The organism is Jiella marina, assembly GCF_024359545.1.
Taxonomy (GTDB): domain Bacteria; phylum Pseudomonadota; class Alphaproteobacteria; order Rhizobiales; family Rhizobiaceae; genus Jiella.
Genome location: NZ_JAKQZG010000001.1, coordinates 173,783 through 195,352 on the forward strand (window position 1 = coordinate 173,783; position 21,570 = coordinate 195,352).

Sequence of the window (21,570 nt, forward strand, 5' to 3'; positions counted from 1 at the left end):
GAGCAATTTGAGGCACGAAACCGTGGGTCAGATTGGTGACGGCTGCCGCTATTTCAGGGTATGAATGCCCGTTTCCTCATAAACAGGAAGTAGAATGGGTGATGTAGAGGCCTTACAAGTCAAGAACTTGTTCAAGGTATTCGGGGAGTCTCCGAAAGAGGCGATCGATCTTTATCGCAAGGGCTGGAACAAGGACAAGATATTCTCCGAAACCGGCATGATGCTTGGCGTCTGCGACGCGAGCTTCTCGGTCCGCGAGGGAGAGATCTTCGTCGTGATGGGGCTCTCCGGTTCGGGCAAGTCGACACTGGTGCGCATGCTCAACCGGCTGATCACGCCGACGGCCGGGGAGATCATCGTCGGAGGCGATGACATCGCTGCGATGAGCGAAAAGGAACTGATGGCGTTTCGACGCAAGCACATCTCGATGGTGTTTCAGTCCTTTGCCCTGATGCCGCACATGAACGTCCTGCAGAACACCGCGCTCGGCCTCGAATTGTCCGGTGTCCCGCTCGCCAAGCGCGAGGCGAGGGCGCAGGAGGCGCTCGAACAGGTCGGTCTCGGCGCCAATGCCCGGAATTATCCGAACGAATTGTCCGGCGGCATGCAGCAGCGCGTCGGTCTTGCGCGGGCGCTCGCCAACGACCCGTCGATCCTGCTGATGGACGAAGCGTTCTCCGCTCTCGACCCGCTGATCCGCACCGAGATGCAGGACGAACTACTCGAACTGCAGTCGCAGCATCGCCGGACCGTCGTCTTCATTTCCCATGACCTTGATGAAGCGATGCGCATCGGCGATCGCATCGCGATCATGCAAGGCGGGCAGGTGGTCCAGGTGGGAGAACCGGACGACATCCTGAAGAACCCGGCCAACGATTATGTGCGATCGTTCTTCCGCGGCGTGAACGTGCAAGATGTCTTCACCGCAGAGGATATCGCAAAGGACGAGATCCTGCCGGTCCTCCGCGAGGATCTCGCTCCCGCCGCTGCGAGAGAGAAGTTGGGCCAGCATGGCTTCGCCTATGTCGTGGATTCGGGAGGGCGGTATGCGGGAACACTGTCTCGCGCATCCCTGGACCAGAAATCCGATGGAGCCGAATTGTCGAAGGCCTTCATGAACAGCGTCGATCCGATCGACTGCGACGCGACGCTGAGTGAGATCATCGCACCGGTCGCACGCTCGGCGTGCCCGCTTCCCGTTATCGGCAAGGATGGCCGGTTCATCGGCGGCGTCAGTCGCGAAAACCTGTTGAAGGCAATGTCGCGGGAAGGACAGGCTGATGGCTGAGACGACAGGCATTCTTCTCGCCCAGGCGGACAATCCCTGGGCAACCGGTGGCGGCTCGAGCGGAGAATCGGACGCCGGCTCGACCGGCGGAGCCACGACCGCACCCGCAGCGTCCGAGGGTGGCGCGGCGCCCAACCCCTGGGGCGGCGGTGGAGGTGGAGGTGACGCCGCTTCGTCGCCCCCCGGCACGGTGTCGGAGACCCCCGACTGGCTCTCTCAGGTGCCTGAAGCCGAGGTCCAGACCTTCGACTGGCTACACCCGTTCGACTACGCCGTCATCCCGCTCAACGACTGGGTCGACAGCGCACTCGACTGGGTCGTCGCCAATCTGCGGCCGGTCTTCCAGGCCATCCGTTTTCCCGTCGATGCCGTGCTCGGCTTCATCGAAGCCACCCTGCAAGGGGTACCGCCACTCCTCATGGTCCTGCTCGTGGGTCTGATTGCCTGGCAGGCGGCTGGGCTTTCGCTTGGCATCGGCGCGATCCTCTCGCTGATCTTCGTCGGTCTCATCGGCGCCTGGGCCGAATCCATGGTCACGCTCGCTCTGGTGTTCACTTCGGTGTTCTTCTGCGTGTTGATCGGGCTGCCCACGGGCATCTGGCTCTCACGCAACGACCGGGCCGCGAGCACGCTCAGACCGGTTCTCGATGCCATGCAGACGACACCGGCCTTCGTCTATCTCGTGCCGATCGTCATGCTGTTCGGCATCGGCAACGTCCCCGGGGTGGTGGTGACCATCATCTTCGCCCTGCCGCCGCTGATCCGGCTCACCAATCTCGCCATCCGCCAGGTGCCTTCGGACCTGATCGAAGCGGCCAACAGCTTCGGCGCGTCGAAACGGCAGTTGTTGTTCAAGGTCCAGCTCCCGATCGCCATGCCGACGATCATGGCCGGCGTCAATCAGACGCTGATGCTTGCTCTGTCGATGGTCGTCATCGCATCGATGATCGCCGTGGGCGGGCTCGGCCAGATGGTGCTGCGTGGAATCGGCCGCCTCGACATGGGGCTTGCAACGGTCGGCGGGATCGGCATCGTGATCCTGGCGATTCTCATCGACCGCGTGACCCAGGCACTGGGGACCTCCCGCCGGGATCGCGGCAATCTCGCCTGGTACGAGACCGGCCCAGCCGGCTATGCGCGCCGCGCCTATCTGCGGATGCGGGGATCAGGTGACGAGAATGCCGAGGACAGCCATCGCACCAAGATGGCCTCGTGACCGCGCCTGTCTGTGCGGTTTCGAAACCAATCGATCGTTTGACATTGCACCGTCCGCAACAAGGTGTGGGGGGTGCGATCGAACGAAATCAAGAGGGAGACATCCATGACATTGATGACAACCAAGCGCACTCTCATGGCATGCGTCGCGGCAGCGGGCCTGTCCTTCGCCGCTGCCGGCGGACCGGCCTTCGCGCAGGATTCGGAAATGCCGGGCGAGGGCGTTTCGGTCACGCCGCTGAAGTCCTCGATTGCGGAAGAGACCTTCCAGACGCTTCTTGTGTCGAAGGCGCTTGAGGAACTCGGCTACGACGTCAGCGACATCAAGGAACTGGAATACGCTGCAGGACACGTCGCGATCGGTAATGGCGACGGCACCTTCATGGCCGACCATTGGGATCCGCTGCATTCCGACTTCTACACGGCTGCCGGCGGTGACGAGAAGATTTATCGCGAGGGCGTCTATTCGCCGGGCGCGCTGCAGGGCTATCTCATCGACAAGAAGACGGCCGAAGAGCACAACATCACCAATATCGGCCAGCTCAAGGATCCGGAGATCGCCAAGCTCTTCGACAATGATGGAGACGGCAAGGCGGATCTCGCAGGCTGCACGCCGGGCTGGGGCTGCGAAGGCGTGATCGAGCATCAGCTCGATGCGTTTGAACTCCGCGATACCGTCACACACAATCAGGGTTCCTACTCGGCGATCATCGCCGACACGATCACCCGCTTTCAGGATGGGCAGCCGGTCCTCTACTACACCTGGACGCCTTACTGGGTCTCCGGCGTGATGGTGCCGGGCCAGGACGTGACCTGGCTGAACGTGCCGTTCTCGTCGCTTCCGGGCGAGCGCTCCGACGTTGACACGTCGCTGCCTGACGGCTCGAACTACGGTTTCGAGGCCAACAACCAGCGGATCATCGCCAATCGCGAATTCGCCGAGGCGAACCCGGCGGCCGCGAAGCTCTTCGAGATCATGGAGCTCTCGGCCAACGACATCAGTGCCCAGAACCTTCTGATGCGTGACGGACAGGACTCCGAGGCCGACATCGAGCGTCATGCCGATGCCTGGATCCAGGGCCATCAGGAGCAGTGGAACGAATGGCTCGAAGAGGCGCGCGCCGCCGCCGAGTAAGCGCGACGCACGATCTCAAATCGGCGAGGTGTCGGCTCTGCTTCGACGCCTTGCACAGTGCTTCAGCGCCGGCCCGAGGGCCGGCGCTTTTGCGTTTCTGGAGGCCTGAAGCTGTCGGGTCCTCCAGATGGCAGGGCACCTTCGCGCGTTCCTCGCGGCCCGAATTCGATGCTCTGCTAGCACACGCAACGATTCCCCGGAGTGGTGCGACGACCGCTGCAATCTCGGGCATTTGACGAAGGTTGATTGTGGTCGTGAGGGTCGCCCCGGACCGGGAGCGGGCCAAAATCATCGGCTTCGCAATCCCTCCCGTGGTGGGATCTTCCGAGCCGAAAGCAGCTCGATGAAGGCCCTCGAAGGCTGGAACCCATGGCGCTCCCGATAAGCCGGAAAAGGGCGCCTTGCCCGTCCCTCTGCGGTCTCGATCAGGCCGAGTCGCCTGACTGGCGACAGAACATCGCCGCAAGTTCTGATGAACAGCTGCCTTGCGACCGGCGCTGGCGCCGGTCGCAGGAGATCAGAGAGCCCTAGAAGAAGCTCCGCCGTGCCCACCAGCCGGTGCGTCGCGGCTTCGATGCCGGTTCGCCTTGCTCTTCGGCGGAAGAGGTCACCACCGGCTCGGTCTTCGTCTCGGCTTCGGGCTGGTCGTCATTGGCAGCCGGCTGGCCCGAGGCGGCCGCGTCGTCCTCGACGCCGGCATGACCGTCGATCGGTGCGGATGTCGTTTCGACCTCTTCTACTGGCGCACCCGAGTCCGCCGGATCCATGCTCTCGGCCTCGATGAGAGGGGGCATCTCTCGAACAGGCTCGCTGACAGTCTCGGGCTCTGCGCCGCTGGTGGAGGCTTCGACTTCCACCACTTCGCCAGGCTGGCTGTCGGCATTCACCGTTTCGGGTTCGCCAGCGCTCGGTGCTGGAACGGAGGCTTCTCCGCCATCATGATCCGAGTTGTCGGACGCTTCGCCCTCGGTGGTCTGGTCGCCGGACGCCGCGACGGCGTCGTCGCTTTCGCCGTCTCTGTTGTCGCTGCCGTCGCCATTTTCGGTGCGATGCCGGCGACCACCGCGACGACCGCGGCGGCGGCGACGCGAACCGCGTCCGCCATTGTCGGAATCGCTGTTGTCATCGTCCCCGGAATCGGAGTCGTCGCTGTCCTCGTCGTCGGACGACGCATTGTCGCTCGTCTGCTGGCCTTCGGCGCTGGCTTCCTGGCTGTCGCCACGGTCACCGCGGCGCTTCTTACGCCGGCGGCGTCGGCGCTTGCCGTTTTCGTTGCCGTCCGACTGCCGATCGTCGCTCTCGTCGTCTCCAGCCGAGGCATCTGCAACGACATCGCTGCCAACCTCGTCGGTGGCGCCTTCGTCGGCGACAACTGATTCCGGATGGGCAGCCTCCTGGACGATCATCGGCTGCAGCGCTTCGGCGCCGTGCTCGATGTTGATCGCCTGATGGCCGCCGTTCTCGTCGGCCTCGATGACGATCTTGAGACCATAGAGCTGCTCCAGCTCCTCGATACGACGACGCTTTTCGTTGAGCACATAGAGCGCGGTCGCCGTCGGGACCTTGACGATCAGATCGTGGTTGGAGTGCTTCTGCAGATGTTCCTCGATGCTCCTGAGGACATGCAGGGCGAGGGAGGAGGCGCTGCGGATGTGGCCGGCACCCTCGCAGACCGGGCAGGCCTGCATGGTCGATTCCAGCACGCTCGCCCGGATGCGCTGCCGGCTCATCTCCAGAAGGCCGAAATGCGAGATCTTGCCGACCTGGATGCGGGCGCGGTCGTTCTTCAGGCAGTCCTTCAGCTTCTTCTCGACGGCGCGGTTGTTCCGCTTTTCCTCCATGTCGATGAAGTCGATGACGATCAGTCCGGCGAGATCGCGCAGGCGCAGTTGCCGGGCGACTTCCTCCGCCGCCTCCAGATTGGTCTGGAAAGCCGTGTCCTCGATCGAGTGTTCCCGCGTCGACCGTCCGGAGTTGACGTCGATCGCGACCAGCGCCTCCGTCTGGTTGATGATGATGTAGCCGCCGGATTTCAGCGTGACATGCGGCTGCAGCATCTTGTCGAGCTGCGCCTCGATGCCTTGCCGCGCGAAGATCGGCGTCGGATCGCGATAGGGCTGGACCACCTTGGCCTGGCTCGGCATGAGCATCCGCATGAAGTCCTTGGCTTCGCGGTACCCCGCTTCGCCGGCAACGAGGATCTGGTCGATATCCTTGTTGTAAAGGTCGCGGATCGATCGCTTGATCAGGCTGCCTTCCTCGTAGACGAGGGCAGGGGCGATCGAAGAGAGCGTCACGGTGCGCACCGTCTCCCAGAGACGCATCAGATATTCGTAGTCGCGCTTCACTTCGGCCTTGGTGCGGTTCGCACCGGCCGTGCGCAGGATGATCCCCATGCCCTTCGGCACATCGAGGTCGCGCACGACTTCCTTCAGCCGCTTGCGATCGGCCGCATTGGTGATCTTGCGCGAAATGCCGCCGCCACGCGCCGTGTTCGGCATGAGCACCGAATAGCGCCCCGCCAGCGACAGATAGGTGGTCAGCGCCGCGCCCTTGTTGCCGCGCTCTTCCTTGACGACCTGAACGAGCAGGATCTGGCGGCGCTTGATGACCTCCTGGATCTTGTACTGGCGGCGTGGGCGGTTCTGGCGAACGGGAACTTCCTCCATGGCGTCTTCGGAGCCGATCTCGTCGATCTCCTCCGCCTCGTCGCCATTGTCGTCGTCACCGTTGCTGTCGTCCGAATCGTCCTGCGAGGAACGCGCGCGGGTCTTGCGGCTGCGACGGGTTCGGCGGCCTCGGCCGGACGAGGTGTCTCCGCTCGCCTCGTCGCCATCCTGGTCGTCGTCTGCTGCTTTATCGCTGGAATCGTTCTCGTCGGCAGCCGTGACCGCGTCCGAGCGATCGCCAGAATCGTCGGATTGGGCGGAGTCCGACGCCGCGACGTCCCCGTTCGACTCGTCGGCGCTCTGACCTTCCTCGTTCTCAGCTTCCACCGTCTCGGAAACGACGTCTTCGTCTTCACGTGCCGCGGCCTTGCGGCGCGAGGAGCCCTTTTTGGCCCGGCTGCTCCTCTTGGGTTTCGGCTCGTCCGCCTCATCGTCGTCATCGGCGTGACCCATTTCCTCGGCCAGCAGCGCTTCGCGATCGGCCTTCGGAATCTGGTAGTAGTCGGGATGGATCTCGCTGAAGGCGAGGAAGCCGTGCCGGTTGCCGCCATATTCGACGAAAGCGGCCTGAAGCGACGGTTCGACGCGCGTGACCTTGGCGAGGTAGATGTTTCCCTTGAGCTGCTTCTTGTGTTCGGATTCGAAGTCGAACTCTTCGACCCTGCTACCGCGTACGACAACGACGCGCGTCTCTTCCGGGTGGGACGCGTCGATTAACATTTTGTTTGCCATTGAATGACTCCCCGGCGCTCGCGCTCGGGACTCGCCTGCTGCGCCTGGCAGTGCTGCGGTCTAGAGGAGGGCGCGAGCCCGATACGGTCGTGCCCAAGGGTCGCGCAACGACGATCTGCGTCATGTGACTGGCCCGCTCAGAGATTTGGCGGACGGAGTGCAAGCAGAGAAAATCGAATACGGACGGCAACAACACGACCTGTAACAACCGATGACCGCTGGAGGCGGCCGATGAACGCTTCGGTGGGCTGCCGACTTCGACAGCGACTCACCTGTAACGATTGAGGTGTCGGCTGGAACAAACCGCTCCAGTGTCGACGAAAATCCTTATCGTGAGGCGTGGCGGCGCGCTTCAGCACCTCGTCATGGGCGGATCGGCTCTCGTGCTGCCGTCATCCGGTCTCGACCCGATCCTTCAGGTCACAAGCGGATGCGGCGCGAACGACGCCACCTTTCACCTCACCCACGCTTTTATGACGTGTGCCGGTATGTGACAAGGGTGCTGCCGAAAGGATAGGCAATAGATTTTATCGCTCCAAGCCTCGGGCAAGCTGTCGCGCGCAGTTTGCCCGACATGGGAGCAGGCGGCGCTAATCTTATGTTTTCCTTGAACTTGTCCAAGGCGCTGAGACGGTGGGGCAAGCGGCTCGTCTACGATCGAAGCCCTATCCGGCGCCGTCATGCTGATGCCAAGCTTGTGGCTATGACGTCGGCGCCGCTGCTCTGTCGCATTGTGGCACCAGATCTCCCGTATCCTGATTCCTTCAAGAGGTTCCTGGCATGATCACCGCTCACCGCTGGCGTTCTGCGATCCTATCCCTGCTGACGGCGTTGGTCGTGACCGTCGGCTGTGGGAATGCGTTCGCCGCGGATGAGCGCGTGATGACGGAGATTCAGCAGTTAGCCAGCGAGGACGGGCTGGAGGTGCGTTTCAAGCTGACGGGCAAGGTCGATGTTCGGACCTTTCAGCTGAAGAACCCGGACCGCATCGCCATCGACTTCGACAACACCGTCCCGGCGATCGAACCCGGCAGCCCGCCGGAAAACGACCTGGTCGAATCGACCCGGCACGGTCTCGTGGCGGCGGATCGCTACCGCGTCATCTTCCGGCTCAAGGCTCCGGCTTCGGCACGCGTAGAGCACGGGAGTGACGACGGAGAAGAGACCGTGGCCCTGTCGATCGCACCGGTCGACGGCGCCGCGCAGAACTCCAACGCCGCCCCCCAACCGGTCGCAGTCGCGACTTCCGACAACAGCCCGAGTGTGGGCGGGGCGGAGAACGTCAAGCCGCTGCTGATCGTCATCGATCCCGGCCACGGTGGCGACGACAATGGGGCGGTGTCGAAGTCGGGAACCCACGAGAAGGACATCAACCTGGAAAATGCCCGGGTTCTTCAGGACGTTCTGGAAGACTATCCGAATGTCGAGGTGAAACTCACGCGCCACGGGGACCGCTTCATTTCCCTCGATGATCGCGCGGCCCTCGCGCGGCGTCTGGGGGCCGATCTGTTCCTGTCGATCCATGCCGACTCGATCCGCTACAAGACGTTGCGCGGCGCGACCGTCTATACCCTGTCTGACGAGGCTTCCGACGAGCTTTCACGCCAGATCGCGGCGTCGGAAAACGCGGCAGACCGCTTCGCACCGGAAGGCTGGGAAGCAAATGAACCGGAGGTCTTCGACATCCTTCTGGATCTCACTCGCCGCGAGACCGTCAGCTTTTCGGAGCATTTCGCCGCTGCGCTCGTCAGTGACCTGTCCAGGCGCAAGATCGAGCTGATCAAGAATCCCAAGCGTTCCGCGGGGTTTCGCGTCCTGAAAGCCCCGGATGTGCCCTCGGTGCTGATCGAGATGGGCTTCCTGTCCAATGAAGAAGACGAGAAGCTCCTCAAGGACGAGAGCTGGCGCCGCCAGTTCGCTTCAGCCGTCGCCTCGGCCGTCGTGGGCTTCTTTCGCGGCGGAAAAGGCGAGGAACTGACGAATCGCGACTGAGGTCCGCTTGCCCGACGCGATTGGTCGTGGTGCTTGCTGGGCCGGACGATTCGAGGCGGCGGCCACGACAGGTTCCCGCAAAGCGAGCGTCCAGGTCGGCACGTTAGGGGCGCTGCCCGAAAACTTAACAAACGGCTTAATCATGTCGCAAAAACTGTGGCAAACCGGCAACAAGCCTTGCCACAACCGAAAATCAGGGCATGGGTCCATCCCAATGCCGCAATCTCCGGGCACGAAAGCAGGTGTTCCGTAGAACCGGCAAGAGGCGGGCGACGAGCGCGGTTTCGAGGGGTCGAGCGGCTCGACGGGACCGAGGTTGCCAAAAGGGGCCGGACATCACTGGCAGCAGCGTCCGGACGGAGTTTCGATGATCAGACTGATCGGCTATTTTTTCGGCCTCGGCGCCGTTTTCTTCATTCTCGTTGCCGGCGGCGTGGCCTGGTATGTCGAACGGATGGCCGAGGGGCTGCCGGACTATCAGGTGCTGGCCGACTATGAACCGCCGGTGACCACGCGCGTCCACGCCTCCGACGGCGGGCTGATGGCCGAATACGCCACCCAGCGCCGGCTTTTCCTGCCGATCCAGGCGATCCCCCCGCTCGTGAAGAATGCCTTCCTGTCGGCTGAAGACAAGAATTTCTATTCCCATCCCGGCGTCGACATCGAAGGCGTGGCGCGCGCGGTTCTGGTGATTGCGAAGGGTGGTCGCATGCAGGGTGCGTCCACGATCACGCAGCAGGTGGCAAAGAACTTCCTCCTGACCAACGAACGCACCTTCGATCGCAAGATCAAGGAAGCGATCCTGTCTCTCAGAATCGAACAGGCCTATTCCAAGGACAAGATCCTCGAGCTCTACCTCAACGAGATCTATCTCGGCATGGGCTCCTACGGCATCGCCGCCGCCTCGCTCGCCTATTTCGACAAGGCCGTGACCGAGCTCACTGTGGAAGAGGCGGCCTATCTCGCCGCGCTCCCCAAGGCGCCGGAAAACTACAACCCGTTCCGCAACTACGATCGGGCGATGGACCGGCGCAACTGGGTCATCGACCAGATGGCCGAGAACGGCTTTCTCAGCCGCGAGGAGGCCCAGGAGGCCAAGAACACCGATATTGATGTCAATCCGCGTCCTTCGGGCACCTATCTCGCCTCTTCGGAGTACTTTACCGAGGACGTCCGCCGCGAGATCGTCGAGCGCTATGGTTCCAAGGCGCTCTACGAAGGCGGTCTTTCCGTCCGCACGACCCTCGATCCCGAACTGCAGAAAGAGGCCCGGAAAGCTCTGCAGCACGGTCTCGTCCAGTTCGATCAGAAGAAGGGCTATCGCGGTCCGGTCGCTACGATCGACATCGGCAGCGACTGGGGCGCTGCGCTAGGCGAGATCGAGGCGCTGTCCGACGTTCCCGAATGGCGGCTTGCCGTTGTGCTCGAAGCGGAATCGAACCGGGTGAGCATCGGTCTGCAGCCCGAACGCGCCGTTTCGGGGGCGCTGACGGCCGAGCGCGAAATCGCCACGATCGCGCTCTCCGACATGGAATGGGCGCTGTATCTCAACACCAAGGAAAAGACTGGAAAGGTCCGCTCGGCCGACGACGTCTTGTCCCGCGGCGACGTTGTCTATGTCGAGAAGAAGTCCGAGGGCGAGGGCTACATCCTGCGCCAGCCACCGAAGGTTCAAGGCGCGCTGGTCGCCATGGAACCGGAGACCGGCCGGGTGCGCGCCATGGTCGGCGGCTTCTCCTTCGCCCAGTCCGAGTTCAACCGCGCCTCGCAGGCCTATCGCCAGCCGGGCTCCTCGTTCAAGCCGTTTGTCTACGCGACTGCGCTCGACAATGGCTACACCCCGTCTTCGGTGATCATGGACGCGCCGATCTCGCTGCCGGACGGCAATGGCGGCTTCTGGACGCCGTCGAACTACGGCGGTGGCTCGGCCGGTCCTTCGACACTGCGTCTGGGGATCGAGAAGAGCCGCAATCTGATGACCGTGCGGCTGGCCAAGGACATGGGCATGGATCTGGTCGCAGCCTATGCGGAGCGCTTCGGCATCTACGACCGTCTCAAGCCTTTCCTGCCGATGGCCCTGGGCGCCGGCGAGACGACGGTGCTGCGCATGGTGACCGCCTATTCGGTGATCGCCAATGGCGGGCGTTCGATCGAACCCTCGCTGATCGACCGGATCCAGGATCGCTACGGCCGCACCATCTACAAGCACGACCAGCGCTTCTGTGCCGAGTGCAACACGCGTGAATATGGCGGCGGGACGGAACCGGAACTCGTCGACCAGCGGGATCAGGTGCTCGATCCGATGACCGCCTATCAGATCACCTCGATGATGGAGGGCGTCGTGCAGCGCGGCACGGCAACCCGCGTTGCCAAGCTGGGCGTGCCGGTGGCCGGCAAGACCGGCACCACCAATGACGAGAAGGACGTCTGGTTCGTCGGCTTTACCCCGGATCTCGTCTGCGGCGTTTTCATCGGCTACGACAACCCGCAGCCCATGGGACGCGGTGCCACGGGCGGCGGGCTGGCGGCTCCGGTCTTCGTCGACTTCATGGAAGATGCGCTCAAGGGCAAGCCGCCGGTCGAGTTCAAGGTGCCGGAAGGCATGCAGCTCATCGCCGTCAACCGGAAGACCGGCATGCGCGCCGAGGGTTCCGGCTCCGGCGTCATCATGGAAGCGTTCAAGCCCGGTACGGGACCGTCCGACAGCTATTCCGTCATCGGCATGGACGAAGTGGCGTCCGACCAGGGCTTTGCGCCCCGCGTCTCTCGCCAGGCCGAGGAGGCCATTTCGCAGGGTGCCGGCGGTCTGTTCTGATTGCTGTCCTGCTGCGGCGCTCCCGGCCCCCTTGGTTGACGAGGTGGTCCCGCCGCAGCTATGACCCGGCACCTTCGATCCTGCCGGTCGGTCTGTGAACCGGCCGCAGCGGGTGATGACCTCAAGTTCAATTCGGAGAATGCGGCGTGCGTGCCGAGATCGAAACCATCGTTGACGAAGTCCGGCAGGCCATCAGCCTGCTAAGGAGGCATCTTTGACTGGGACAAGTCCGTCAAACGCCTCGATGATCTGAACCAGAAAGCCGAAGACCCTTCCATCTGGGACGACCCGATGGAAGCCCAGAAGCTGATGCGCGAGCGCCAGCAGCTGGAGGGCGCGATCACGGCAATCCGTGGTCTTACCCAGTCGCTCGAGGACAATATCGAACTCATCGCGATGGGCGAGGACGAGGACGACGAGAGCGTCATCCAGGAAGCCGAGACCGCGATCCGCGGACTGAAGGCCGAGGTCGACAAGCGTCAGATCGAAACTCTTCTGTCTGGCGAGGCCGATTCGAACGACACCTATCTCGAAGTCCATTCGGGCGCCGGCGGGACCGAGAGCCAGGACTGGGCCGAGATGCTCGAGCGGATGTATATCCGCTGGGCCGAGCGGGCGAAGTTCAAGGTCGAGGTGCTCGAGGAGCATCCCGGCGAAGAAGCAGGCATCAAGTCGGCGACGCTGCTGATCAAGGGCCACAATGCCTATGGCTGGGCGAAGACGGAGTCGGGCGTCCACCGCCTGGTCCGCATCTCGCCCTATGACAGCCAGGCGCGGCGGCACACCTCCTTCGCTTCGGTCTGGGTCTACCCGGTGGTGGACGACACGATCGACATCGAGGTGAACGAGTCCGACTGCCGGGTCGATACCTATCGCGCCTCGGGCGCTGGCGGACAGCACGTCAACACGACGGATTCGGCGGTGCGTATCACGCATATTCCGACCGGCATTGTCGTGGCCTGCCAGCAGGAGCGCTCGCAGCACAAGAACCGCGCGACGGCCTGGAACATGCTGAAGGCGCGTCTCTACGAGGCTGAGCTTGAGCGCCGGGAAGAAGCGGCCAATGCCGAGGCCTCGAGCAAGACCCAGATCGGATGGGGCCACCAGATCCGCTCCTACGTTCTGCAGCCCTATCAGCTGGTGAAGGATCTGCGGACGGGCGTCGAGCACACGACACCCCAGGAAGTGCTCGACGGTGACCTCGACGAGTTCATGGAAGCCGCACTCGCCCATCGCGTCCATGGCGGCAACGCGGCGGTCGAAGACATCGACTGACCACCTGAGAATCGGTTTCGCGAACTTGGGCTGAGCGAGGCTCAGCCGAGTTCGCGAATCTGCTCTCCCATCCGGAAGAAGCGGGCCGGGTCGACGGCGCGGCCGTCTCGGCGGATCTCGTAGTGCAGATGCGGGCCGGTGCTTCTGCCCGTGCTGCCGACGGCGCCGATCGTCTCGCCGCGACTCACGACCTGCCCCTTCTTGACGTTGATCCGCGACATGTGGCCGTAGCGGGTCGTGATACCGTTGCCATGGTCGATCTCGACCATGTTGCCATAACCGCCCGAGCGTCCGGCATGAACGACGGTTCCCGGGGCGGCGGCACCGATCCTGTGACCCATGGGGACCGCAAAATCGATGCCCGCATGCAGGGCACGGCGCTTCAGAAACGGATCCGAGCGAATACCGAAAGTGCTGGAGATTGCGTTGCGCGACATCGGCATGGCAAGCGGCATGTCTTCCGCAACCGCGCTCACGCGCTGCAAGTCATCGAGCGCCGTTTCAAGATCCGTATAGGAATCCTCGAAGGGGTCCGGTTCCGCGACGGGTTCGAACGGCCCGCCGGTCGCGCGCTCCGGTTCGCTTTGTTCGGGGAGGGCGATCCCGCCGGCTTTGAGGGTGCTGGCGATCTTCACCGCGCGTTCGCGGGCTTTCGTGGCGAGCGTCTCCAGGTGTTCGATCTGCTGAAGCTCGGCGAGGCTCAACGCCTTGCCGATTTCCCGGATCGCCTCCTCGGAGATGGCAGGTGCATTCTTTGCCACTCTGCTGGTTTTCTGGTCCTCTTGCTCGGCTATCCCTGCACGCAAACGACCGAGATCGAGCCTCGGATCGGCCTCCTCCGTGATGGAATCGGTTGAGAGAGTGTCGCTCGGAGCGGAGCCGGATGATGCGTCTGGGGAAATCGAGCCCGTCGAGAGATCTCGATCGAGCGAAGAGGCGTTCGCCGCGACGGGCTTGGGTGTCGGGATCGGAACAGAGGTGGGGATCAGCCCCGTGGCTTTTGCGCGCGACATCAGCGGCTGGAGGCGGTCATAGCGCGAGGCCAGCTCGTCCTGCTGTTCGAGCAGCACATCCACCTTCGTCTCGACCATCTTTTGGGCCAGGAACTGACGGCTGGTCATCCGATCGAGCTGGGTACGAAGGGCGAGGATGCGCTCTTCATATTGCCTTTGTTCCTGCCACTGACGCTCGGCGGCCCGAGAACCCCCATCATCTTCGAGAATGTAGGAGAGAGGCAGGGCGATCGCACCGGCAATCACGAGGCCGGCAAACGCCGAGCAGGCAGCCAGCGCCGCCCGTCCGACGGTGAAATGACGGACCTCTTCGCCGCGTGCGATGATGACGGTATGGGGGTGGCTTCGCTTGCCGAAGGTGTTCGTCAGCTTGTTCGCCCGCATTGACGGAATCACTCGAAAGACTGCTTGGTGGGTGCGGGCGATTAGAGGTCCTTAAGGTTAACGTTTCCTTGCCGAGGCCGTTCGGGGTCAGCGAGAGCGCGGGGAAAGCGAGCGATAGAATGTGGGCGTCAGTCCGGCTTCGGCGCGGGCGCGGTCGTTGAAGGGGGCCTTCACGTCGCCGCGAAAGCTTTCCCGCACCAGAAGCTTGAAGCGTTCGGCCGGGTTTTCGCCGCGCCGGGCGCACAGAAAGCGGAACCATTTGGCGCCGATCGCGACGTGCTTCTTCTCGTCGCGGTAGATGATCTCCAGGATCTTCGCCGTCTCGAGATCGCCGACCTCGGTCAGCTTCTCGATCATCGAAGGCGTCACGTCCAGGCCGCGGGCTTCGAGAATCAGGGGCACGACCGCGAGACGGGCAGAGAGATCATGCGAGGTCGCCTCGACCGCCTGCCAGAGCCCGTCATGGGCCGGCATGGCGCCGTAGCGCGAGCCGAGCGATTGGAGTCGCCGGGAGAGGAGACCGAAATGCTTCGCTTCTTCGAGCGCCACCGTCATCCAGCCGTCGAAGAAGGAGCGCGGCATGGTCTCCTGGGCGAAGCGGGCCACGATGTCGAGGGCGAGATCGATGGCGTTGAGTTCGATATGGGCGAGCGCATGGATCAGGACGATCCGGCCTTCCTCCGTGTGGATCGACCGGCGCTTCAGCTTGCGGGGTGAGACGAGTTCAGGCTCGGCGGGGCGGCCGGGACGCCCCGGATGAGACGGATCCGAAGCGGAATGCAGACCGAGCCGCCGCCCGAACCACAGGCGGCAGGCAAGATTCGTCCTGTCGACCTTCTCGTCCAGATCGGCCGAGGCGAGAGCCTCGATCGCCGCCTGCCGAAGCGTGGACGGCCAGGCTGCCCTATCGTCATCCTGGATGACCGTCATTTCGTCTCGGGCAATTGCCGCGCGGCTTCCAGAACCTCCTGCGCGTGGCCGGGCACTTTCACCTTCGGCCAGATGCGGGCGACCGTTCCGTCTGCGGCGATGAGGGCGGTCGTGCGATCCACGCCCATGTATTTGCGGCCGTACATGGATTTTTCGACCCAGACGCCGAAAGCGCCGATCAGCGACTTTTCCTCGTCGGAAAGGAGGCGGACGGCCAGTTCATGCTTGTCGCGGAACTTCTCGTGCTTCTTCACCGGATCAGGCGAAACTCCGAACACTTCGACGCCGAGGTTGTCGAACTCGGGCTTGAGACCGGTAAAATCGACAGCTTCGCGCGTGCATCCCGAGGTATCGTCCTTCGGATAGAAATAGAGCACGAACGGCTTGCCCTTCAGATCATCGAGCGTGACCGTTTTGCCGCGGTCGTCCGGAAGACTGAATTCGGGACACCGATCGCCAAGCGAAACCGCCATGTTGTCATCCTTTTGGCCCAATGAATGGAAATAGGCACGCCCGTAAATCGCCCTCGCATGGAAAGCGAAGCGGCAACGGCCCGGTAGATGCCGGCAAGATAGCGCAACGCGCGGGGGAGAGCGAAATGTTTGCGCGCGCGCGGCGGGCCCGTTCCACAGGATATCGTTTCGCGTGCCGCTCCACGAGCGGCGGACGGAAAGGGTCTTTGCCGGACCTTCAAGATTGCCGTGATGCAGGGTCTGCGGTTTCATGAGGCGGAGCATCCGAATTGGGGCTTTCGGTCTCGCTGGTGCGGTCTTTCTGGCGGCGCTTGCAGTCGGGGCCTTGTCGACCGCATCCGGCAAGCAACTGCTCGCCCGACAGACCGAGCGACTGGCCGCCTCGCTTCTGCCCGGTGATTTTTCCATTGCGCTGGGTGAACAGGACTTTGGCTTCACTTTCGCGAGCGGCTTCGCTTTCGATGTGAAGAATGTGGTCCTCAGCGATCGCGGGAGCGGCGAGACGGTCGTCGCAATCGATTCCCTGCAAAGCGGTGTCGGCCTGCTCGATCTTCTGACCGGCGATTTGGCGCTCGGTCATCTGACTCTGAGCGGCTTGCGGATCGATGCCGAACGCCTGCCGCGCGGAGGAGAGTTCCCGCCCCTCGACGCGACAGCCGTCTTTGCCGCAGTCGACGCGGGAGCCCGGCGGATCGCCGCGCTGCCGGTGGATTTCATCGAACTGGCTGATCTCCGTGTGCTTGGGGATGACCACGCCGCGCTGCCGCGTCTCGTGCGGGCGGTCGTTGAAAAACCAGCGCAAGACGAGATCCGCTTTGATGTCGCACTGGACGTTTCAGGAGAGATCGTCGAAGCCGTGGGCGATCTCGCCTTGGCGGAAAACCGCAAGACAGTGTCGCGTCTCGACCTCGCCACCAATGCGATGTCCTTCGCCATGCCGTCCGATGACACCTGGGACGGAAAGACCGTCGAAACCCGGACAACCGTTTCGCTCTCTACCGAAAACGACCAGAGAATCCTTCGCTTCGACACGGATGCGGCGCTTCTTGGTGGTGAGCGTGGAGACCATGATCCCCGGCTCGAGGCAAAGCTCGCTTCCTACATGAGGGAAGACGACCAAGCCTTTGTCTCCGATATAACAATAACCGACGAAGCAACCTTCCGAGGCCGCTTCACGGCTTCGGTCGACCTTGCTTCGACGACAGGCACCTATCCGGTGAGCCTGCGATCACGGGAACTCGTCTCCGCGGTTGGGTCACGTGATGGGAGCAACGGCAGCGATGTGGCACGCGCCGCCGACTTCGCCGCAAGCGGCACGTTCGATCCGCGCGCCATGCGGCTGTCGTTTCCCGACATCGCACTGGAAATGGCGAGCGGCTCGGTCAACGGGCGGGCGGAGATCAGGGATGACGCGCACGGCGGCGCCCTAAGCACGAAGTTTCGAGCGACGGGCGTGTCGGCGGCCGACCTCAAGGCGTTCTGGCCGTTTTTCCTCGTGGATGGGCCTCGCGAGTGGGTCTTCGACAATCTCCTGGCCGGCCAGGTTGGTTCGGCGACCTTCGACCTGGCCATGACGCTGCCACGCCTCGCCGCGATCGTCGTGCCGGGTGTCGAACCCGAGGCCGACGAGGTGCGGCTCGCTCTCGATTTCGGGCAGGGACATTTCCGGACTGTCGGCGAAATGCCGGCACTCACCGAAGTGAAGGGAACCATCCGCTACGCCGGTGGTCAGACCGAGATTGCGGTCGAAACCGCAAGCGTCGAGGGCATGACGGGACTTTCGGTCCTGCCGTCGACGTTGGGTTTCCGGTCCGAGGCCGAGGCTGTCGCGGCTTCGCTCTCCCTCGGACTGGAAGGCGAGGCGTCGGCCATTCTCTCGCTGCTCGGACATGAGCCGGTCGACAGGCTGAACGAACTGGAGGTCGGGCCAGAGGACGTGGCTGGCCGAGCACGGGTCAAGCTCGACGCCGGCTTTCGCTTGTCTCGGGAGCCGCGGGAGCGAGATTTCTTATCCGACGCAATCGAAGACTGGTCGGTGGTTGCCGAGCTGGATGGTGTCGACATCCGGAAACCGATCCGCGGTCACAGGCTTGGCCGGCTGACAGGTCTCGCAGTGATCGCACCCGGAAACGCCATGGGTGAGCTCTCGGCCCACATCGACGGGCTGCCGGCCACGATCAACTTCTCGCGGCCGCTGGCGCCGGAGCCTGTCGGCGAGCCGTCGTTGAAGATTTCCGCGCGGATCGAGAGTGGCATGCTGGCAGAGGTCTCTCCGGTTCTCGCCGACTTCGTGAGCGGGCCCCTCGACGTCGAATTGACGCAGACGGATGCGGGCTTTGCGGCCGAGGTCGATCTGGGTGCGGCGGCCATGCGCCTGCCGCCGATTGGCTGGAGCAAGAGCGCCGGCATTCCGGCCCGGCTGACATTCGATGTTCTGAGGACGGGCAGTCGGACGCGGATCAACGACGCGGTTCTCGAAGGCGAGGGTTTCTCGGCGCGCGGACGCGCGAGGCTTGATGAGGCGGGGCTCGAAACTCTCGTGCTTGAGTCCCTCTCCCTGAACCCGGGCGACGCGGTCTCCGCACGGCTCTCCCGGATAGAAGGCGGCCTCGGCCTCAGCGTGGCCGGCACGAGCATCGATGCGCGCCCCGTGATCTCGGCCCTTCGTGACCGGTTTGGCGATGATGATCCCGCCTCGGGTCCATCCTCGTCGAAGAGTCGTCTGATCGTGGAGCTATCCGCGCAGCGACTTCTCGGCTTCAACGGTGAGACGATGCAGAATGTCGAACTGCGCTACGAGGAGCGCGACGATCGCATTCGAGCCGCCTCCCTGACGGCCAACCTCGAAAGAGGAGAGGTGACCGGCTTCATCGGTCCAGCGGACGACGGCACGGCAAGCGTGGACGCGACAATCGCCGATACGGGTGCTTTCTTGCGGTTCGCGGGCTTGTACGAGCACATGCGCGGTGGTCAGGCGGGCATCCGCCTTCGCGGCCGGGACGGCGGGTTCGCCGGATCGTTTCGTGTCCGCAACTTCAGCCTCGTTGGCGAAGAGCGACTGCGAAGCCTTGTGGGAACCGGGAACTACGCGAGCGACAGTCTCGCAGGCCGACTCGGCCGCGACCTGCCGGTCGCCAATGCCTTCTTCGAGACCGCTCGGGCCCGCCTGTTCTGGCGGGATGGCCGGCTGGTGGTGGAGAACGGCATTCTTCGCGGGCCGATCTTCGGGTCGAGTTTCGAGGGCACCCTGATCGACGCTGCGAGCCGGATCGCGATCAACGGTTCGTTTATGCCCGCTTACGGCGTCAACCGCATCTTCGGTGCGCTGCCGCTGGTCGGCAACGTGCTCGGCAACGGCATCGAGGGCGGCCTGATCGGCATTACCTACCGGCTGGAGGGGGCGTTTTCAGACCCGACCCTGACGGTCAATCCGATTTCGCTGATCGCACCGGGCATCTTCAGGCGCATTTTCGAGTACTGAGCCGCCGGCCGCCGGTCACTCCGACGTCAAGCCGTTCCGGCTACTCCGGTCGAACGAGCACGTGCTTCTTGCGGCCGAGGGACAGCTTGACCACGCCGTCGACGAGGTCGCTCTCGTCGACGCTGAGGCGAGGATCGGAAACCGGCTGATCGTTGAGGCGCACGGCACCCCCCTGAACATGACGGCGGGCCTCGCCATTGGAGCCGGCGAGACCCGCCGAAACCAGAAGTGAAAGAAGGCCGACGCCGGAGGCCAGTTCGCTGCGAGCGACAGCGATGCTCGGGAGATTGTCGGCGAGGGCACCCTCCTCGAAGGTCTTGCGGGCGGTTTCCGCTGCTTCTTCGGCCGCCGCACGACCGTGAAGCATCGCCGTCACTTCGTTGGCGAGAATCTTCTTCGTCTCGTTGATTTCCGACCCGGCGAGCGCCGACAGCCGAGTGATCTCGTCCAGCGGCAAGGTCGTGTAGAGCTTCAGGAAGCGGACGACGTCGGCGTCCTCGGTGTTACGCCAGTACTGCCAGAAATCGTAAGGACTCAGCATATCGGCGTTGAGCCAGATCGCACCGGAGGCGGTCTTGCCCATCTTGGCACCGGAGGCGGTCGTCAGCAGCGGGGAGGTAAGGGCGAAGAGTTCCGCGCCCTCCATCCGTCGCCCGAGCTCTATCCCATTGATGATGTTGCCCCATTGATCCGAACCGCCCATCTGCAATCGGCAGCCCAGTCGCTTGTAGAGCTCCACATAGTCGTAGGCCTGGAGGATCATGTAGTTGAATTCCAGGAAGGATAGCGACTGCTCGCGGTCGAGACGCAGCTTGACCGAGTCGAAGGACAGCATCCGATTGACTGAGAAATGTCGCCCGACGTCCCGCAGGAACGGGACATATTTGATGTCGAGCAGCCACTCGGCGTTGTCGATCATGACCGCGTCGGTCGGCCCATCGCCGAAGCTCAGATAGTTTTCGAAGGCCTGGCGGATGCCGGCCAGATTTTCGGCGATCGTGTCCTGAGTCTGGAGTTTTCGAGCTTCGTCCTTGAACGAAGGATCGCCGATCATGCCCGTCCCGCCGCCCATGAGCGCGATCGGGCGATGGCCGGTCTGCTGCATCCAGTAGAGCAGCATAATCTGCATGAGCGAGCCGACATGCAGGCTCTTCGCGGTGGGATCGAAGCCGATATAGCCGGTGACGGTCTCCTTCGAGAACAGTTCGTCGAGCCCGGTGTCATCCGACAGCTGGTGGATGAAGCCCCGTTCTGAAAGGATCGACAGGAAGTCGGACTTGAAGCTCGTCATCTCGCTCGTGTCTTTTCGGTTCTATCGGCAAAGCGGCGCGGACACCTCGTCGGGAGCACGCGCCGCGCCTTCCAGTTCGGTCGAGGACGCTGCGCTGAGACCGGCAACAATCCGCTTAAATCTTGGCTCCGTTCCGGTGCCCGGGCTTCAGCGCAAACGCTTCGGCCTGGGATCGGACAGTTCGCCTGCCAGGCGCCGGTCCAGATACTCGGCGCATTCGGCGATCAGTTCCTCGTTCATGCCACTGAAGAAATGATTGGCTTCGTCCATCGTCTTCTGACTGATGACGATGCCCTTTTGCGCCTTCAGCTTGTCGACCAGCACCTGCACGTCGCGCGGCGGCGCCACCCGGTCCTTGCCGCCATGGATGATCAGGCCGGAGGAGGGGCAGGGGGCAAGGAAGGAGAAATCGTAGGAATTGGGCTGCGGAGCGACCGAGATGAAGCCTTCGATCTCGGGCCGGCGCATCAGCAGTTGCATGCCGATCCAGGCGCCGAAAGAATAACCCGCCACCCAGCACTGCTTGGAATCGGGATGCAGGCTCTGCACCCAATCGAGCGCCGAAGCGGCGTCGGATAGCTCGCCAGCGCCGTGGTCGAATTCGCCCTGGCTGCGTCCGATGCCGCGGAAATTGAAGCGCAGGGTCGTGAATCCCCGCTCAACGAACATGTAGAAAAGCTGATAGACGATCTGATTGTTCATCGTCCCGCCGAACCGCGGATGCGGATGGAGGACCACGGCGATCGGCGCGTTCTTTTCCTTGGCCGCCTGGTAGCGGCCTTCAAGACGCCCCGCCGGGCCATTGAAGATCACTTCGGGCATATAAATACTCTTTCTCAAGCGGGCGATTCAGGGCACAGGCGCCGTCGCTTGACGA

Annotated in this window: 13 protein-coding genes; 7 read left to right on the top strand and 6 right to left on the bottom strand. The window is 63.3% G+C overall.

Annotation, left to right across the window (positions count from 1 at the left end; genetic code table 11):
• The first annotated feature begins 94 nt into the window (after positions 1-94).
• The 3 genes from proV (at position 95) to proX (ending at position 3,638) form a co-directional block, all read left to right on the top strand.
• Positions 95-1,288 carry a glycine betaine/L-proline ABC transporter ATP-binding protein ProV gene (gene proV, locus MF134_RS00810; protein ID WP_369695397.1) on the top strand — a complete coding sequence of 398 codons (1,194 nt, stop codon included), beginning with the start codon at positions 95-97 and terminating at the stop codon, positions 1,286-1,288.
• The gene (proW, locus tag MF134_RS00815; RefSeq protein ID WP_255337494.1) at positions 1,281-2,504 is read left to right on the top strand and encodes a glycine betaine/L-proline ABC transporter permease ProW; all 1,224 of its coding nucleotides are present in this window, start codon (positions 1,281-1,283) and stop codon (positions 2,502-2,504) included. Before proV ends, proW begins: the two co-directional genes overlap by 8 nt.
• Before the next feature lie 105 nt (positions 2,505-2,609).
• Entirely contained in the window at positions 2,610-3,638 is a 1,029-nt protein-coding gene (proX, locus tag MF134_RS00820; protein ID WP_255337495.1) for a glycine betaine/L-proline ABC transporter substrate-binding protein ProX, read from the top strand.
• A gap of 527 nt (positions 3,639-4,165) precedes the next feature.
• On the opposite strand, the gene MF134_RS00825 is transcribed toward proX, so the two are convergent.
• Positions 4,166-7,039 (bottom strand): ribonuclease E/G, encoded by a 2,874-nt coding sequence (locus MF134_RS00825; protein ID WP_255337496.1) that lies wholly within the window; start codon positions 7,037-7,039, stop codon positions 4,166-4,168.
• 882 nt (positions 7,040-7,921) lie between these two features.
• Here MF134_RS00825 and MF134_RS00830 point away from each other — a divergent pair.
• The 3 genes from MF134_RS00830 to prfB all read left to right on the top strand — a co-directional run bounded on the left by MF134_RS00830 (position 7,922) and on the right by prfB (position 13,121).
• Positions 7,922-9,031, top strand: coding sequence for an N-acetylmuramoyl-L-alanine amidase (locus MF134_RS00830; protein WP_255337497.1), 1,110 nt, complete (start codon positions 7,922-7,924; stop codon positions 9,029-9,031).
• Positions 9,032-9,398: 367 nt separating this feature from the next.
• Positions 9,399-11,846, top strand: coding sequence for a penicillin-binding protein 1A (locus tag MF134_RS00835; RefSeq protein ID WP_255337498.1), 2,448 nt, complete (start codon positions 9,399-9,401; stop codon positions 11,844-11,846).
• 146 nt (positions 11,847-11,992) lie between these two features.
• Positions 11,993-13,121, top strand: a protein-coding gene (gene prfB / locus MF134_RS00840) for a peptide chain release factor 2 (protein ID WP_255337499.1) whose coding sequence is annotated in 2 segments (ribosomal slippage) — positions 11,993-12,061 and positions 12,063-13,121 — 1,128 coding nt in all. Because the reading frame shifts where the segments join, the coding sequence is not laid out codon by codon here.
• A 41-nt stretch (positions 13,122-13,162) separates the two neighbouring features.
• Here the strand turns inward: prfB and MF134_RS00845 are convergent.
• From MF134_RS00845 to bcp, 3 genes are all read right to left on the bottom strand, one after another.
• Complete coding sequence (locus tag MF134_RS00845) at positions 13,163-14,518, bottom strand: M23 family metallopeptidase (RefSeq protein WP_255337500.1); 1,356 nt, start codon at positions 14,516-14,518, stop codon at positions 13,163-13,165.
• An 87-nt stretch (positions 14,519-14,605) separates the two neighbouring features.
• Positions 14,606-15,448: a ferritin-like domain-containing protein gene (locus MF134_RS00850; protein WP_255337501.1), complete on the bottom strand. Its 843-nt coding sequence runs from the start codon at positions 15,446-15,448 to the stop codon at positions 14,606-14,608.
• Complete coding sequence (bcp, locus tag MF134_RS00855; protein WP_255337997.1) at positions 15,445-15,921, bottom strand: thioredoxin-dependent thiol peroxidase; 477 nt, start codon at positions 15,919-15,921, stop codon at positions 15,445-15,447. Before bcp ends, MF134_RS00850 begins: the two co-directional genes overlap by 4 nt.
• Positions 15,922-16,246: 325 nt before the next feature.
• On the opposite strand from bcp, the gene MF134_RS00860 reads away from it, so the two are divergent.
• Positions 16,247-19,402, top strand: a complete 3,156-nt coding sequence (locus MF134_RS00860) for an AsmA-like C-terminal region-containing protein (protein ID WP_255337502.1) — start codon at positions 16,247-16,249, stop codon at positions 19,400-19,402.
• A gap of 40 nt (positions 19,403-19,442) precedes the next feature.
• Here MF134_RS00860 and tyrS read toward each other — a convergent pair whose 3' ends face one another.
• The gene (tyrS, locus tag MF134_RS00865) at positions 19,443-20,693 is read right to left on the bottom strand and encodes a tyrosine--tRNA ligase (protein WP_255337503.1); all 1,251 of its coding nucleotides are present in this window, start codon (positions 20,691-20,693) and stop codon (positions 19,443-19,445) included.
• 147 nt (positions 20,694-20,840) lie between these two features.
• Positions 20,841-21,515 (bottom strand): alpha/beta hydrolase, encoded by a 675-nt coding sequence (locus MF134_RS00870; protein ID WP_255337504.1) that lies wholly within the window; start codon positions 21,513-21,515, stop codon positions 20,841-20,843.
• Between the last annotated feature and the right edge of the window lie 55 nt (positions 21,516-21,570).